Origin of the sequence: Burkholderia anthinoferrum, assembly GCF_002925705.1 — a bacterium.
GTDB lineage: Bacteria > Pseudomonadota > Gammaproteobacteria > Burkholderiales > Burkholderiaceae > Burkholderia > Burkholderia semiarida.
The window spans coordinates 36,107-49,447 of the sequence record NZ_LFZP01000058.1; the positions used below are offsets into that span (position 1 = coordinate 36,107).

General features: G+C 68.7%; 13 protein-coding genes and 1 pseudogene. 12 read left to right on the forward strand and 2 right to left on the reverse strand.

From position 1 onward, the window contains the following. Nucleotides 1-3 precede the first annotated feature (3 nt). The 5 genes from hutC (at nucleotide 4) to C5F75_RS28305 (ending at nucleotide 5,150) form a co-directional block, all read left to right on the forward strand. Complete coding sequence (gene hutC, locus C5F75_RS28285; RefSeq protein ID WP_089465967.1) at nucleotides 4-759, forward strand: histidine utilization repressor; 756 nt, start codon at nucleotides 4-6, stop codon at nucleotides 757-759. A gap of 258 nt (nucleotides 760-1,017) precedes the next feature. Next, complete coding sequence (locus C5F75_RS28290; RefSeq protein WP_104013077.1) at nucleotides 1,018-2,367, forward strand: reverse transcriptase family protein; 1,350 nt, start codon at nucleotides 1,018-1,020, stop codon at nucleotides 2,365-2,367. A gap of 310 nt (nucleotides 2,368-2,677) precedes the next feature. Beyond that, complete coding sequence (locus C5F75_RS28295) at nucleotides 2,678-3,007, forward strand: H-NS histone family protein (RefSeq protein WP_059579344.1); 330 nt, start codon at nucleotides 2,678-2,680, stop codon at nucleotides 3,005-3,007. A 299-nt stretch (nucleotides 3,008-3,306) separates the two neighbouring features. Further along, nucleotides 3,307-4,554 (forward strand): MFS transporter, encoded by a 1,248-nt coding sequence (locus C5F75_RS28300; RefSeq protein WP_104013078.1) that lies wholly within the window; start codon nucleotides 3,307-3,309, stop codon nucleotides 4,552-4,554. A gap of 44 nt (nucleotides 4,555-4,598) precedes the next feature. After that, nucleotides 4,599-5,150, forward strand: coding sequence for an SLOG cluster 4 domain-containing protein (locus C5F75_RS28305; protein WP_373453026.1), 552 nt, complete (start codon nucleotides 4,599-4,601; stop codon nucleotides 5,148-5,150). 283 nt (nucleotides 5,151-5,433) lie between these two features. On the opposite strand, the gene C5F75_RS28310 is transcribed toward C5F75_RS28305, so the two are convergent. Continuing rightward, on the reverse strand, nucleotides 5,434-6,420 hold the full coding sequence (locus tag C5F75_RS28310) for a bifunctional helix-turn-helix transcriptional regulator/GNAT family N-acetyltransferase (protein ID WP_104013079.1): 987 nt from the start codon (nucleotides 6,418-6,420) through the stop codon (nucleotides 5,434-5,436). Nucleotides 6,421-6,700: 280 nt separating this feature from the next. On the opposite strand from C5F75_RS28310, the gene C5F75_RS28315 reads away from it, so the two are divergent. The 3 genes and pseudogenes from C5F75_RS28315 (at nucleotide 6,701) to C5F75_RS28325 (ending at nucleotide 8,643) form a co-directional block, all read left to right on the forward strand. Next, on the forward strand, nucleotides 6,701-7,078 hold the full coding sequence (locus C5F75_RS28315; protein WP_059579334.1) for a hypothetical protein: 378 nt from the start codon (nucleotides 6,701-6,703) through the stop codon (nucleotides 7,076-7,078). A gap of 82 nt (nucleotides 7,079-7,160) precedes the next feature. Beyond that, nucleotides 7,161-7,328, forward strand: a pseudogene (locus tag C5F75_RS28320) (M81 family metallopeptidase); the annotation flags it as partial. A 127-nt stretch (nucleotides 7,329-7,455) separates the two neighbouring features. Beyond that, nucleotides 7,456-8,643 carry a beta-propeller fold lactonase family protein gene (locus C5F75_RS28325; RefSeq protein WP_104013080.1) on the forward strand — a complete coding sequence of 396 codons (1,188 nt, stop codon included), beginning with the start codon at nucleotides 7,456-7,458 and terminating at the stop codon, nucleotides 8,641-8,643. 170 nt (nucleotides 8,644-8,813) lie between these two features. On the opposite strand, the gene C5F75_RS37395 is transcribed toward C5F75_RS28325, so the two are convergent. Next, entirely contained in the window at nucleotides 8,814-8,948 is a 135-nt protein-coding gene (locus C5F75_RS37395; RefSeq protein ID WP_006767081.1) for a hypothetical protein, read from the reverse strand. A 404-nt stretch (nucleotides 8,949-9,352) separates the two neighbouring features. Here C5F75_RS37395 and C5F75_RS28335 point away from each other — a divergent pair, with 404 nt between their 5' ends. From C5F75_RS28335 to C5F75_RS28350, 4 genes are all read left to right on the forward strand, one after another. After that, the gene (locus C5F75_RS28335) at nucleotides 9,353-9,838 is read left to right on the forward strand and encodes a hypothetical protein (protein WP_104013115.1); all 486 of its coding nucleotides are present in this window, start codon (nucleotides 9,353-9,355) and stop codon (nucleotides 9,836-9,838) included. A gap of 70 nt (nucleotides 9,839-9,908) precedes the next feature. Further along, the gene (locus C5F75_RS28340; protein ID WP_104013081.1) at nucleotides 9,909-10,721 is read left to right on the forward strand and encodes an alpha/beta fold hydrolase; all 813 of its coding nucleotides are present in this window, start codon (nucleotides 9,909-9,911) and stop codon (nucleotides 10,719-10,721) included. Between the two features lie 393 nt (nucleotides 10,722-11,114). Beyond that, entirely contained in the window at nucleotides 11,115-12,284 is a 1,170-nt protein-coding gene (ampC, locus tag C5F75_RS28345; protein ID WP_104013082.1) for a class C beta-lactamase, read from the forward strand. A gap of 150 nt (nucleotides 12,285-12,434) precedes the next feature. Continuing rightward, complete coding sequence (locus tag C5F75_RS28350; protein WP_059579325.1) at nucleotides 12,435-13,337, forward strand: LysR substrate-binding domain-containing protein; 903 nt, start codon at nucleotides 12,435-12,437, stop codon at nucleotides 13,335-13,337. The last annotated feature ends 4 nt before the right edge of the window (nucleotides 13,338-13,341 follow it).

Below are 13,341 nucleotides of genomic sequence, written 5' to 3' on the forward strand. Positions count from 1 at the left end.
CGCATGAGCGAAACGGAACGCAGACTTTCCGCACGGCAGGCGTCGGCATCGGCCGACACCGTGCCGGCGCGGGCATTGCCGGCCTATCAGCAGATCAAGCGCTACGTCGTGGAGCGGATCGCGAAGGGCGACTGGAAGCCCGGCGGCGCGATCCCGACCGAGGCCGAACTGGTCAAGGAATTCGGCGTGGCGCGGATGACGGTGTCGCGCGCGCTGCGCGAACTGACGGCCGAGCGCGTGCTGACGCGCATCCAGGGGGCCGGCACGTTCGTCGAGCGCCGGCATTACGAGTCGACGGTGCTGGAAATCCGCAACATCGCGGACGAAATTGCCGAGCGCGGCCATCGGCACAGTGCGCGCGTGCTGCTGATCGAGCGCAGCGTCGATCCGGACGCGATCGAGGCGCTCGGGCTGCGCGCCGGGCCCGTGTTTCATTCGCGTATCGTGCATTACGAGGAGGACGAACCGATCCAGTTCGAGGATCGCTACGTCAATCCGGCCTTGTTTCCCGCGTATCTGGAGCAGGACTTCACGCTCGAGACGCCGAATCACTACATGGTGCGACTGGCGCCGATCCAGCGCGCGGAGTTCCAGATCTACGCGGAGAAGCCCAATGCGCAGGTGCGGCGGCATCTCGTGATGGAAATCGGTGAACCGTGTCTGCTGCTGCGACGCCGCACGTGGGTCGGCGAGCAGGTCGCCACGTCCGTGAGGCTGTGGCATCCGGCGTCGCGGTTTCATCTGGCGGGCAACATGTAGGGAAGCGGGGGCGGCGTCGCGCACCGTGCGTCGTCCGGCTCGATTTGACACCTGGCGTCGCCGCCCATTAAAGTCGCGACGCGGGGCGGCGGGTCAAGCACACGCCCGGAACAGGCAGCCGATGTTCCAGGACTACGGGGCTACCCCGTGGATCGGATCGAGACGCCGATGCGCCGCAAGGGAATCCGTTGCGCGTCGCGCAACATGACCCCTCGCAGCACCAGTCACGTTGACTCGTCGTCCCGCCCCTCTGCGTCCATGCACTCATCCCTGCGCGACACCACCCGAACGATTGCCGAGGCGATGCTCGCCGGTTCGCCCGAGCGCGACGGCGTCGTCGCGCGGATGGCCGCCGTGCTCGGCGAAGCGCCGCCGTGGGTGCACGAATGCGCGGGCCTCGCGCTCGTTCGCTTCGGCGCGGAGTGGGCCGATACCGATACGGACACGCTGGCGGCGGTGCTGGCCGAGGCGCCCGCGTTCGTGCGTGCCTGGCATGGCGAGCGTCGGCCAGCGGTGATCCGCATCGTGCGGCGGCCGCTGGTGCAGCGGCCGCCGCCGGCGCCGCTCGCCGGCTGCGACGTGCCGCACTGGCCGACGCCCGGCGATCTCGCCGGCTGGCTCGGCGTGAGCGTGCCGGAACTCGACTGGCTGTCCGATCACTGGCGCGTCGACGCGCGCGGCAGCGCCACGCCGCTGCATCACTACACGTACGTCGCGGTCGACAAGCGCAGCGGCGGGTGCCGGCTCGTCGAAATCCCGAAGGGGCGGCTGCGCGAAGCGCAGCGCCGCATCCTGCACGAGCTGCTCGATCGCGTTGCGCCGCACGGCGCGGTACACGGTTTTCGCAAGGGGCACGGGATCGTGTCGTTCGCGGCGCCGCATGCGGATCGCGATGTCGTCGTGCGCTTCGATCTCGCGGATTTCTTCGTATCGGTGCGCGCGGCGCGCGTTCACGCGCTGTTCGTGACGCTCGGGTATCCGGCCGAAGTCGCGCGGACGCTCACCGGGCTGTGCACCAATCGCGTGCCGTCGGCGCGGCTGCTCGCGCCGGACCTGCGCGACCGGTTCGACTGGATCGGCCGCCAGCGCTATCGCGAACGGCATCTGCCGCAGGGTGCGCCGACGTCGCCGGCGCTCGCCAACCTCTGCGCGTTCCGGCTCGACATGCGGCTCGCCGCGCTCGCGCGTTCGCTCGATGCGACCTATACGCGCTATGCGGACGATCTCGCGTTTTCCGGCGGCGGCGCGCTCGCGCGCGACATCGAGCGGCTGCAGATCCGGGTCGCCGCGATCGCACTCGAGGAAGGCTTCGCGCTGCAACTGCGCAAGACCCGCGTGATGCGGCGCGGCACGCGGCAGCAACTGGCCGGCGTGGTGGTCAACCGTCATCCGAACCTGGCGCGCGACGCGTTCGATCGCCTGAAGGCCATCCTGACCAATTGCATCCGGCACGGCCCGGCGTCGCAGAATCGCGACGCGCATCCGGATTTCCGTGCGCATCTGGCCGGGCGCGTCGCGCACGCGAGCGCGCTGAACGCGGCGCGCGGCGCGAAGCTGCGCGCGCTGTTCGACCGGATCGCATGGGAGGCCGGCGGCGAAGACTGCTGAACCGCCGGCTCGCATCGGCCGCGGCCCGCGACTTCTGCAACACGATCCCGCGCACTGCTATCATTCGCGCCATGCCGCGCCCGTGACAGGTGCGGCGAATCACTTGCGGCCGCCGTCCACTCGCGGCGCGCCGCCCGTTGCCGGCCGGTGCTGCCTGTCAGTGACGCACGACGTCGTTTCGTGCTCATCGCGCAAATCATGCCGGCTCAGGTGGACGATTCACCTATTTGACAGCCCCGATCGGCGGAACTTCGTGGTAGGTTCGGCCATCGGAGCTTTTTGCAAAAACATGCCCAAAGAGGATGAATACATGACCCAGGCCCTGCAGGAACTCGAAGCACAACTTCGGGACCTGAACATCAAGCTGTCGGAGGCGAAGCAGAAGGAGAAGCAAGCCGCGCTCGCGGCCTTCAAGGAACAGGTCGAGCTGCTGGGGATTTCGCAGCAGGAAGTGCTGAGCGCGCTCGGCTACATCGTCCAGCGCAAGCGCAAGGCGCCCGCGAAGTACTACGATCCGACGACCGGCCGCTCATGGTCGGGGCGCGGCCCGCGGCCGAAATGGCTCGAAGGCAAGGATCTCGAAACGCTTGCCGTCGACCGCGGAGCCAAAACCTGGTGGCCGGGGGACGATCAGGGCTGAAGCCCGCCGCGCCGCCGGGCCATCCGGCGTCGTCCGGTTCGCGCAGGCGGGCCGGACGGCGATATTCCGCCCGCCTGCCGCCTTTCATCCGGTGTCCGGCCTGATCGCGCATCGCCGGCCTCGCCGCCGCACCGGATCGACGTTTTCCCTTTCCCCTTCCTTTTTCCTTCCCCGTTCGTTGCCGCCGTGGTCCGTCGTTTCCCGCCAGCCGTCCGGCCAGCGCGGGCCGGTGCGCATCCGCCCGCGTCGTTCGCGGGCACAGGCCTTAGAATGTCGCCGGACATTCGTGACAGGACACCATGGCGGCAAACATGAAATCTTCGACGCTCGGCGGGCCGTCGGCCCCGGGCGCGGAGCAGGTCGGCGCATACGCGTGGAAGGCGCTGGCCGGATCGGCGATCGGCTATGCGATGGACGGCTTCGACCTGCTGATCCTCGGCTTCATGCTGCCGGCGATCACGGCGGCGCTGCACCTGACGCCCGGGCAGGGCGGCGCGCTGGTCACATGGACGCTGGTCGGCGCGGTCGCGGGCGGCATCGTGTTCGGCGCGCTGAGCGATCGCTACGGGCGCGTGCGCGTGCTGACCTGGACGATCCTGCTGTTCGCGATCTTCACCGGCCTGTGCGCATTCGCGCGCGGCTTCCAGGATCTGCTCGTCTATCGCACCATCGCGGGCATCGGCCTCGGCGGCGAGTTCGGGATCGGCATGGCGCTCGCGGCCGAAGCGTGGCCTGCAGCCAAGCGCGCCCGCGTGTCGTGCTACGTCGCGCTCGGCTGGCAGGCCGGCGTGCTGCTGGCCGCGCTCGTGACGCCGTTGCTGCTGCTCCACATCGGCTGGCGCGGCATGTTCGCGGTCGGCGTGCTGCCCGCGCTGCTCGCCTGGGTGATGCGCAACAAGCTGCACGAGCCGCAAGCGTTCGCGCGGCGCGCGACGCAGCCGAAGTCCAACGCGTTCCGCATGCTCGTCGCCGACGGCCGCACCGCGCGCACGAGCGTCGGCATCGCGATCCTGTGTTCGGTCCAGAATTTCGGCTACTACGGAATCATGATCTGGCTGCCGACCTTCCTGTCGAAGCAGATGGGTTTCTCGCTGACGAAATCGGGCGTGTGGACGGCGGCGACCGTCGTCGGGATGATGATCGGTGTCTGGGTGTTCGGCCAACTGGCCGACCGCATCGGTCGCAAGCCGACGTTCCTGCTGTACCAGCTCGGCTCGGTCGTGACGGTCATCGCGTATGCGCGGCTGTCGGACCCGACGGCGATGCTGTGGGCCGGCGCGCTGATGGGGATGTTCGTCAACGGGATGGTCGGCGGCTACGGGACGCTGATGTCGGAAGGCTATCCGACGGCCGCACGCGCGACCGCGCAGAACGTGCTGTGGAACATCGGCCGCGCGGTCGGCGGCTTCGGCCCGGTCGGGGTCGGCGCGCTCGCCGCGCACTACTCGTTCCAGACGGCCATCGCGCTGCTCGCCGGCCTCTACGTGCTCGACATGGTCGCGACGGTGTTCCTGATTCCCGAGCTCAAGGGCGTCGAGCTCGAATGAGCGCGGGACGCGCGCATGCCGCCACGATTTCACCGGAAACCACGATGCAACGGAACAACAGGACGATCGGCGTGATGGGCTCGGGCAAGGAGCCGTGGCTCGCGTTTTCGGAACCGCTCGGCGCGTGGCTCGCGCAGGCCGGGTTCAACCTGCTGACGGGCGGCGGGCAGGGCGTGATGCTGGCGGTCGCGCGCGCGTTCGCCGGCGTGCCCGGTCGGGCCGGCCGATCGATCGGCATCCTGCCGACACGGGCCGATCCGGTCGCGGGCTTCGTGCCGCTCGACGGCTATCCGCATCCGTTCGTCGACATTCCGATCCTCACGCCGCTGCCGCGGCGCGAACCGGGCGCGGCGCCGGACGCGATCAATCGCAACTACGTCAACGTGCTGAGCAGCGACCTGATCGTCGCGCTGCCGGGCGGGCACGGGACGGCCGAGGAGATCGCGCTCGCGCAGCGCTGGCGCAAGCCGCTCGTCTGCTTCGGGCCGGATGGCGCGTTTCGGTCGCTTGCCCCGGACGCCACGTGCACGTCGTCGCTCGACGACGTGATCCGGTTCATCGACGATGCGTTCGCGGCGGAGCACGCGCTGCGATAGGGCGATCGATCCATTCGGCGACCGTCGGCGGCAACGTACGTCGGCTCGAACCGCCGCAGGCACGGTTCAGCTCCGTCGCCCTCCGTTCGACGCACTGTCTTCACCGCGCCAACAGCCGGTTCCGATTGGCGAATCCCGGTCGGCATCGGCTTACAGCAGCGTCACGTTGCTCGATGCCTCGTCGGATGGATACGCCGATGGACCGCGCGCGTTCGCCGCGTCGTGTCCCCGTTCTGTAGCGGGCGTCATGAAGTCCGCCGGATCGACGACGGTCCATTGAACCTCAGCCGCCCGCCGGCCCCGGCCCCGGCCGGCTGAAGCGCTGCTCGACCACCTCCGTCCCCCACTGCGTGCCCGCGGATTCGCTCGTCAGCGCGAAGCCGAACGACTCGTACAGATGGCGCGCGGCATCGAGCCCCTTGAACGTCCACAGGTACGTCTCGCGAAACCGGTGTGCGTCGACGAATTGCATCGCGAGCGTCATCAACCGGCGCCCGATGCCCGAGCCGCGCAACGCGTCGTTGACGATGAACCAGCGCAGGTGCGCGACGCCCGTTGCCGGGTCGCCGTCGATCGCGAGCGACGCGAGCGTCCGGCCGTCTTCCTGGCACAGCCACAGCGCCTTGCCGTCGGCAGGCAGCGCGCCCGCGAAGGCGGCCAGCTCGGTCGCCACGCGCTGTTCGAAGAAGGCGCCGAACCCCCAGTGTTCCGCGTAGAAGCGCGCATGCAGGCTCGCGATGTCGCCGATGCAGCCCGGCTGATAGCCGTCGCGAATCGAAGGCGCCTCGGCGGGTGCAACGGGCGCCCTGGCCGCATTGTCCTGGGCGAGCGCATCGGCATACAGCGCGAGCGAACGCAGCAGCGCCTGCTGGTCGGCCGGCATCATCCGGCGCAGCGCGTTCGACACTTGATCGGTCGCGAACGTGTCGATTCGTTTGCGGAGTTTCTTGCCTTCGGCGGTCAGGTACAGCTCGATCGCGCGCGCGTCCTCGCTCGACACGCGCCGCTCCACGACCCCGGCCGCTTCGAGCCGCGCGAGTTGCCGGCTCGTGTTCGACTTGTCGAGCCGGAGGATCGCGCCGAGATCCTTCGCGTTGATGCCGGGCGTCATCCCGATCTCGAGGATCGCGTGCACGGCCGACGGCGCCCAGTCGCTGTCGGCCAGCGTCGCACGCATGAAGCCGAGCTCGCGCACCAGCTTGCGCGAGAAGTCGCGCAGCTCGAGGATGGTTGCGTCGCGCGGCTTGGCCGGCACGTCGATGAGGTCCATGGTTTGTCCGTGGAAAGTTGCGGATCGCAATCAACAATAGTTGCGAGTCGCAACTTATGCAAGGCGGATTTTTCACGTGGGGTCGGTTGTTTCGCAGGCGCCGCCGCCGTGCGACCCGGCGGTCAGGCGGATCGACGCGCGAGGACCAGCGCGGCACGGCGGGGTACCCAAGCCGATGGCCCGGCGTGCGGAAGTGGCCGCATACTGGCGGAGCGGGCCGACTTGCGAGCCGGAGCGTCGACCGACCCCCGATCGACGACCGCGGACCACGGAGATCACGATGAACAAGCTGTTGCCGATGACGATCGCGTTGCTTGCCGGCAGTGGCATCGGCGCGGCGCCGCTTCATGCCGCCGGCGCGATGGACGCGCCGCCGTGCAGCGCCGCGCATGCGGCGGATCGGGGCGGCGGAAACGCCGCGATGGCGGACGCGTCGGTCCGCAGCTTTTCGACGGCCGGTTGTTCGGGCGCGGTATTGCAGGGCGACAGCGCCGCCGCGACGGTCAACGGCGACCGGATCGAGTTGCACGACGGCGTCGTCTACGTCAACGGCCGATCCTATGGCGCGGTCGCGCCCGCGCAGACGGTCGAGTACGAGGTCGCGCGCGACCGGCGCACGTTGAAGGTCGACGGGAAAATCCGCACGCCGCCGCGCTGACGCGTGCCGCCCCGGTACGCCGCCGCGCCGCGGGCATGGGGTTCCCGATCAGCGTGCGGCGCGAACCGTTTCGCGCGGCGGGCATTGCCGGCCGGTGTTCGCGCCGATTTCGTCCGCGCTGCTCGAATGCGACAGCCGCGGCGTGACGGGCTCGGACTTCGGGCTGTTCCGCTACGAGCGGCTCGCGCGGTCGGTGTATCCGCTCGACGACGTCGTCGAGTGGCCGTCGGGCACGCGACGCACGGATTGACGGAACCGAACCGGGTGCGAGACGCCGGGCGCGCGCGCTTTCGGGCATCATCCGATGGCGCCGGCCCGTCGGGCAGCAGGGCCGGGCAATTCATTGCGTCCGCAACCGATCCGGAGAACCGACCGCCATGCATTCGAATCCTTTCCGCCCGCGCGGCGCGCGCCTGCTCGCCGCGCTGACCCTCGCCACGACGGCCGTCGTCGTGCACGCCGCCGACTGGATCGTGTCCGGCAACGACGGCAAGTACCAGCGTGTCGAGGGCCGCGACACCTTTCTGCCGTCCCCGCCCGCCGACACGCTGACGCTGCTCGACGCCAGCACGTTCCCGCCGAAGGTCGCGGCGCAGATCGACGTCGAGAACGGCATCCAGGGGCCGCCGCAGGCCGTCGCGATCACGCCGGACGCGAAGCTCGCGCTCGTCGGCGCGCCGACGCGCTACGACACGGCCGCGAAGCAGCTCGTGTTCGACACGTTCCTGCAAGTCGTGAATCTCGACACCGCGCCGCCCGCGATCACGCGCGTCGAGCTCGGCACGCATCCGCAAGGGATCGCGATCGACCGCTCGGGCCGGCTCGCGCTCGTCGCCAACGTCGACGGCAGCGTGTCGATCCTGCGCATCGACGGCACGCAGGTGACGCTCGACGGCACCCTGAAAATCGGCAGGAAGCGGCTGGCCGGAATCAGCTTCACGCACGACGGCAAGCATGCGCTCGTGTCGCTGCGCGACGAGCAGGGCATCGCGGTGCTGAACGTCGACGACGGCAAGGTGACCGACAGCGGCACGCGGCTGAGCACGGGCGTCGCGCCGTACACGATCGACGTGTCGAGCGACAACCGCTGGGCCGTCGTCAGCAACGTCGGGCTCGCCGGGCTGCCCGGTTACACCGGCACGCTCGCGGGCGACGCCGATTCGGTCGCGCTGATCGACGTGTCGCGCGTGCCGTTTCGCACGGTGCAGTACCTGACGGTGCCGTCGCTGCCGGAAGGCGTCGCGATTTCGCCGAACGGGAGGTGGATCGCGGTGCAGGCGATGGACGGCTCGAACCTGACGGCCGACAACCCCGGCCGCCGCAAGCTCGGCAAGGTGCTGCTGTTCGAGATCCGCGACGGGCAGGCCGTGAAGGTGAGCGAGGTGCCGGGCGGCGAAGCCGCGCAGGGCATCGTGTTTACCGCCGACAGCCGGCACGTGATCGTGCAGTTCAACGTCGAACGGCAGCTTGCGCTGTATGCGGTCGAAGGCGGCAAGCTGCGCAATACGGGCAAGCGGATCGCGCTGACGGGCGGGCCGTCTTCGTTGAGGACGCTGCCGCGCTGAACGGGCTTTGTTCACGGCTCGTGGCGACGGAACCTGAGCGGGCCGTTCGGCCGTGAACGGCACGCGCTCCTTCAACGGATGAAGGAGCGGGCGAACCGGCGACGCGCATGCGAGGATGCGTGCGGAAAGAAGCGCCCGATGCGCTTGCACCGGACGGTACGGCCGTGCCGTTACGGACGCAGCAGATCGAACCCGCCGAATACCACGACACCGCTGAGCACGATCATCGCGACCGAGTGCTGGCCGAAGTAGAGAATCGCGGCGGCGAGCCACGTCGTGATGCAGAAGGCGCCGATGCGGGCCATCGTGTGTTCCTCGAATGCGTGATGAGGTGAATGCGTGCCGCACGGCGTTCGCCGCTCGGGCGGTGAGCGGGGCACGCATGCAGGCGGACGGAAAAGGCGACCCGGGAAGCCGCGAGGGCGTCGTCGGCAGACGTTGCGTGCCGCGCCTCGACAGGCCGGAGTCGAAGCCGGCGGCATCGCGCGATCGGCCCCGAACGAGGCGTCCGACGTGCGTCTCCAGCCGGCGAAGCGGCGATTTTACCAGCGCCGCCATGCCGCGAATCTGGCCCTTTCGCCATCAATTTCGGTCATCGTGCACTAATCCACCCGACCCGATATTCAAGTTTCGTGTGACGAATGCCGTAAACGAACTGGAAGGCGATTTCCGCCATGTCACTTCGTCAACCGACACACGGACCGACACGATGCAGATCGATTTCTCCACGACCGCGCGATCCCCGCTCGCGGACAGCGCCATGACCACGAACCCGGCCGCCGCGAGATCGTTGACCGGCGGCGCGACGGATGCCGCGAGTACGACGGGCGCAACGGGCGCGACAGGTGCCGCCGCAGCGACTGACACGTCGAGCACCACCGCCACGAAGGATGCCACCGGCGCCGCCAGCGAAACGCCCGGCGCGGCCGGTGCATCGTCGGAAGACCCGGCGGTCGCCCAGTTGAAGGCGCTGATCGAGCGGCTGCAGAAACAGCTCGCGACATTGGAGCGGCAGATGGCCGCCGCGGCGCAGCGGGCGAAGGACGACCCGTCCGCGGCCGTCGAACAGCAGTCGCTGAGCGCGGAAGCCAGCACGATCTCGGCCGCGCTCGCGACGGCGATCGCGCAACTTGCCGCGACGCTCGCGAAATCCGGCGGCTCGCAGGCGGGCGGGCTGGTGTCGACGCAGGCCTGAGCGGCCACGGCGGCATCGGCCGCACGCATTACAATCGCAAGCGCGTCTCCTTCTCAAGCACGGCTGAACGATGAATGCGGAACTCGACGACGACGAACTCGTCCGCTTCGACGCGCACGGCGGCACGCCGCTGCCGGCCGCCGATGCCGAAGGATGGCTCGACCACGACGGCGCGCGCATCTGGCACGCGTCGTACGGACAGGGGCCGGCGGTCGTGCTGCTGCACGGCGGCCTCGGCCACGGCGGCAACTGGGGCAACCAGGTGCCGGCGCTGCTCGCGGCCGGCTACCGCGCGATCGTGATCGACAGCCGCGGCCACGGCCGCAGCACGCGCGACGATCATCCCTATTCGTACGAACGCATGGCATCGGACGTGCTGGCCGTCCTCGACGCGCTGCACGTCGATCGTGCACGCTTCGTTGGCTGGAGCGACGGCGCATGCATCGCGCTCGTGCTAGCCGCTCGCGCACCGGAACGCGCGGCCGGCGTGTTCTTCTTCGCGTGCAACATGGATCCGGGCGGCACGAAGGAGATGGCGCCGAGCCCGCTGATCGACCGCTGTTTCGCGCGGCATCGCAAGGACTACGCACGATTGTCGGCGACACCGGATCAGTTCGACGCGTTCGTCGCCGCCGTCAGCGAAATGATGCGCACGCAACCGAATTACACCGCGCAGGATCTCGCGGCGATCGCCGTGCCGGTTGCGATCGTGCAGGGCGAGCACGACGAATTCATCCGGCCCGAGCATGCGGCGTACTTGGCGCACACGATCCCGGGCGCGACGCTGACGATCCTGCCCGGCGTGAGCCATTTCGGGCCGCTGCAGCGGCCCGCGCGGTTCAATGCGGCGATGCTCGCGTTTCTCGACCGGCTACCGGGGTGACATGCAGGCGCGGCGCGCGGCCCGCTGCCGGGCGCGTTCTGACCATCAAGCTGTCGGCGGGATCCACGGCACGCGCTGCACGATGTGCCACTTGGGCAGGTCGGCCCGCAGGTCGAGTTCGACTTTCAATCCGGGCGGGTGAATCAATCGCGCGGCAGGCCAGCGCGCGTGGATCTGACGAGGCTTATCTCTTTTTCGTCGATTTTTTGACGCGGTGCCATTCGCCGTACCTCATAAGTTTTTCTTTCGCCTCGCGCAACATATCGTCGATTGTTGGCGGCTGGGCGATAGCGGATAGTCCTGCTTCGACAGGCCGGCGGCACCGCCCTCTATGCGCGGCGCCGCCGTATCCGTTGCTCATGCAACCATCGGAAATCGAAAGGAACCGCACTCATGCGATTCAACGCGACACGCTTCGCCGCGACCCTGTTCGTCGCCGCATGCGCGACCGCCACCGCCGGTCGCGCGGCCGCCGTCACGCAGGACGACCTCCACGACACCGTCACGCGCCATATCGCGCCGCTGATGAAGCAGTACGCGATTCCCGGCATGGCGATCGGCGTCGTCGCCGACGGCAAGCCCTACGTGTTCGACTACGGCGTGATGTCGAAGCAGACCGGCAAGCCGGTGACGGGCGACACGCTGTTCGAGATCGGCTCGGTCAGCAAGACGCTGACCGCGACGCTCGCCGCGGACGCGCAGGAAGGCGGCGAACTGTCGCTCGCGGACCCCGCGGCCAGATATCTGCCCGAGCTGCAGGGCAAGCCGTTTGGCGTCGTGACGCTGCTTCAGCTCGGCACGCACACGCCCGGCGGAACGCCGCTGCAGGTGCCGGACAGCATTCGCGACGACGCGGGCCTGATCCGCTATCTCCGCGCATGGCGGCCCGAGTATGCGCCGGGCACCCATCGCAAGTATTCGAACGTCTCGATCGGCATGCTCGGCTGGCTCACCGCGAAGGCGATGCACCAGGATTTCGCGACGCTGATGGAGCAGCGGCTCTTCCCCGCGCTCGGGATGACGCACACGTACATCGACGTACCCGCCGCGCGGATGGCCGACTATGCGCAGGGCTACACGAAGGACGGCAAGCCCGTGCGGATGACGGAGGGCATGCTGTGGCAGCCGGCGTACGGCGTGCGGACCACGGCGGCCGACCTGCTGCGTTTCGTGCAGGCGAACATGGGAATGATCCAGACCGCGCCGCGCCTGCAGCGCGCGATCGAACGCACGCACACCGGCTATTTCCGCGCGGGGCCGCTGACGCAGGATCTGATCTGGGAACAGTATCCGTACCCGGTCGTGCTGCCGACGCTGCTCGCGGGCAATGCGCCGAAGATGCTGTTCGATGCGGTGCCGGCCAGCGCGATCCAGCCGCCGCTCGCACCGAGCGCCGCGACGTGGATCAACAAGACGGGCTCGACCGCCGGCTTCAGCACGTACGTCGCGTTCGTTCCCGCGAAGCGGATCGCGATCGTGATGCTCGCGAACGGGAACGTGCCGATCGAGGATCGCGTGAAGGTTGCCTACCGGATCCTCGGGTCGCTCGGCGACGGGCGGTAACCGCCTCCCGCTTCACGCCCGATTGTCCGGACACTATTCGGCGGGAATTATTGAATCGAAATCAACTGTCATTCGCGCGTGCGCCCGCTTATCAAACGGGTGCGTGGGCACTATCGTGACGGTCCCTGATACCGCTGACGAGTGCCGACCATGAAGACGACCCTCGACGAGATGCTCGCGTTCGTGACCATCGCCGATACCGGTTCGTTGACGGGGGCGGCCGACAAACTGCACCAGCCGACCTCGGTGATGAGCCGGATCCTGCGGCGCCTCGAGGAAAAACTCGACACCACGCTGATTCGCCGCACGACGCGCCGCCTCGAACTGACCGAGGAGGGCAAGCTCTTTCTCGACTACGTGCGCGAGATCATCGCGTCGGTCGAATTCGCCGAGGAACAGATCGTCAGCCAGCGCGAGGCACCGGCCGGGCGGTTGCGGATCAATGCAGCGATGCCGTTCATGCAGCACGTGATCGCGCCGATGATGCCGGGCTTTCGCGAAGCGTATCCGGCGATCGCGGTCGAACTCCATACGAGCGATGAAATCATCGACCTGCTCGAACAGCGCACCGACGTCGCGATCCGGATCGGCGAGCTGCGCGATTCGACGCTGCATGCGCGCCGGCTCGGCAGCAGCCGGCTGCGCATTCTGGCGAGCCCGGCCTATCTGGAGAAAGCCGGCGTGCCGGCGAGCGTCGCCGATCTCGCGAACCATGTGCTGCTCGGTTTCGTGCAGCCGGAAACGCTGAACCAATGGCCGCTGCGCGCCGCGGACGGTAGCGTGTACCGCATTCATCCGGCGCTGCAGGCGTCGAGCGGCGAGACGCTGCTGACGCTCGCGCTCGCTGGCGCGGGCATCGTGTGCCTCGCGGACTACATGACGGGCACGCATCGCCGCGACGGCAGCCTCGTCGAACTGCTCGTCGACGACACGGTCGAGTTCCGCCAGCCGATTCACGCGGTGTTCTATCGCAATGCGACGCTGTCGTCGCGCATCGTCAGCTTTCTCGACTATGTGGGCGCGCAGTTGAAGGCAGGCGGCGGCATCGACTGAACCG

Excerpts from the sequence above, each read along its gene's own strand:
- ampC (WP_104013082.1), top strand. The coding sequence starts at position 11,115 with ATGCGATTCAACGCGACACGCTTCGCCGCGACCCTGTTCGTCGCCGCA.
- C5F75_RS28305 (WP_373453026.1), top strand. The coding sequence starts at position 4,599 with ATGCAACGGAACAACAGGACGATCGGCGTGATGGGCTCGGGCAAGGAG.
- C5F75_RS28340 (WP_104013081.1), top strand. The coding sequence starts at position 9,909 with ATGAATGCGGAACTCGACGACGACGAACTCGTCCGCTTCGACGCGCAC.
- C5F75_RS28325 (WP_104013080.1), top strand. The coding sequence starts at position 7,456 with ATGCATTCGAATCCTTTCCGCCCGCGCGGCGCGCGCCTGCTCGCCGCG.
- C5F75_RS28300 (WP_104013078.1), top strand. The coding sequence starts at position 3,307 with ATGGCGGCAAACATGAAATCTTCGACGCTCGGCGGGCCGTCGGCCCCG.
- C5F75_RS28290 (WP_104013077.1), top strand. The coding sequence starts at position 1,018 with ATGCACTCATCCCTGCGCGACACCACCCGAACGATTGCCGAGGCGATG.
- C5F75_RS28295 (WP_059579344.1), top strand. The coding sequence starts at position 2,678 with ATGACCCAGGCCCTGCAGGAACTCGAAGCACAACTTCGGGACCTGAAC.
- C5F75_RS28335 (WP_104013115.1), top strand. The coding sequence starts at position 9,353 with ATGCAGATCGATTTCTCCACGACCGCGCGATCCCCGCTCGCGGACAGC.
- C5F75_RS28350 (WP_059579325.1), top strand. The coding sequence starts at position 12,435 with ATGAAGACGACCCTCGACGAGATGCTCGCGTTCGTGACCATCGCCGAT.
- C5F75_RS28310 (WP_104013079.1), bottom strand. The coding sequence starts at position 6,420 with ATGGACCTCATCGACGTGCCGGCCAAGCCGCGCGACGCAACCATCCTC.
- hutC (WP_089465967.1), top strand. The coding sequence starts at position 4 with ATGAGCGAAACGGAACGCAGACTTTCCGCACGGCAGGCGTCGGCATCG.
- C5F75_RS28315 (WP_059579334.1), top strand. The coding sequence starts at position 6,701 with ATGAACAAGCTGTTGCCGATGACGATCGCGTTGCTTGCCGGCAGTGGC.
- C5F75_RS37395 (WP_006767081.1), bottom strand. The coding sequence starts at position 8,948 with ATGGCCCGCATCGGCGCCTTCTGCATCACGACGTGGCTCGCCGCCGCG.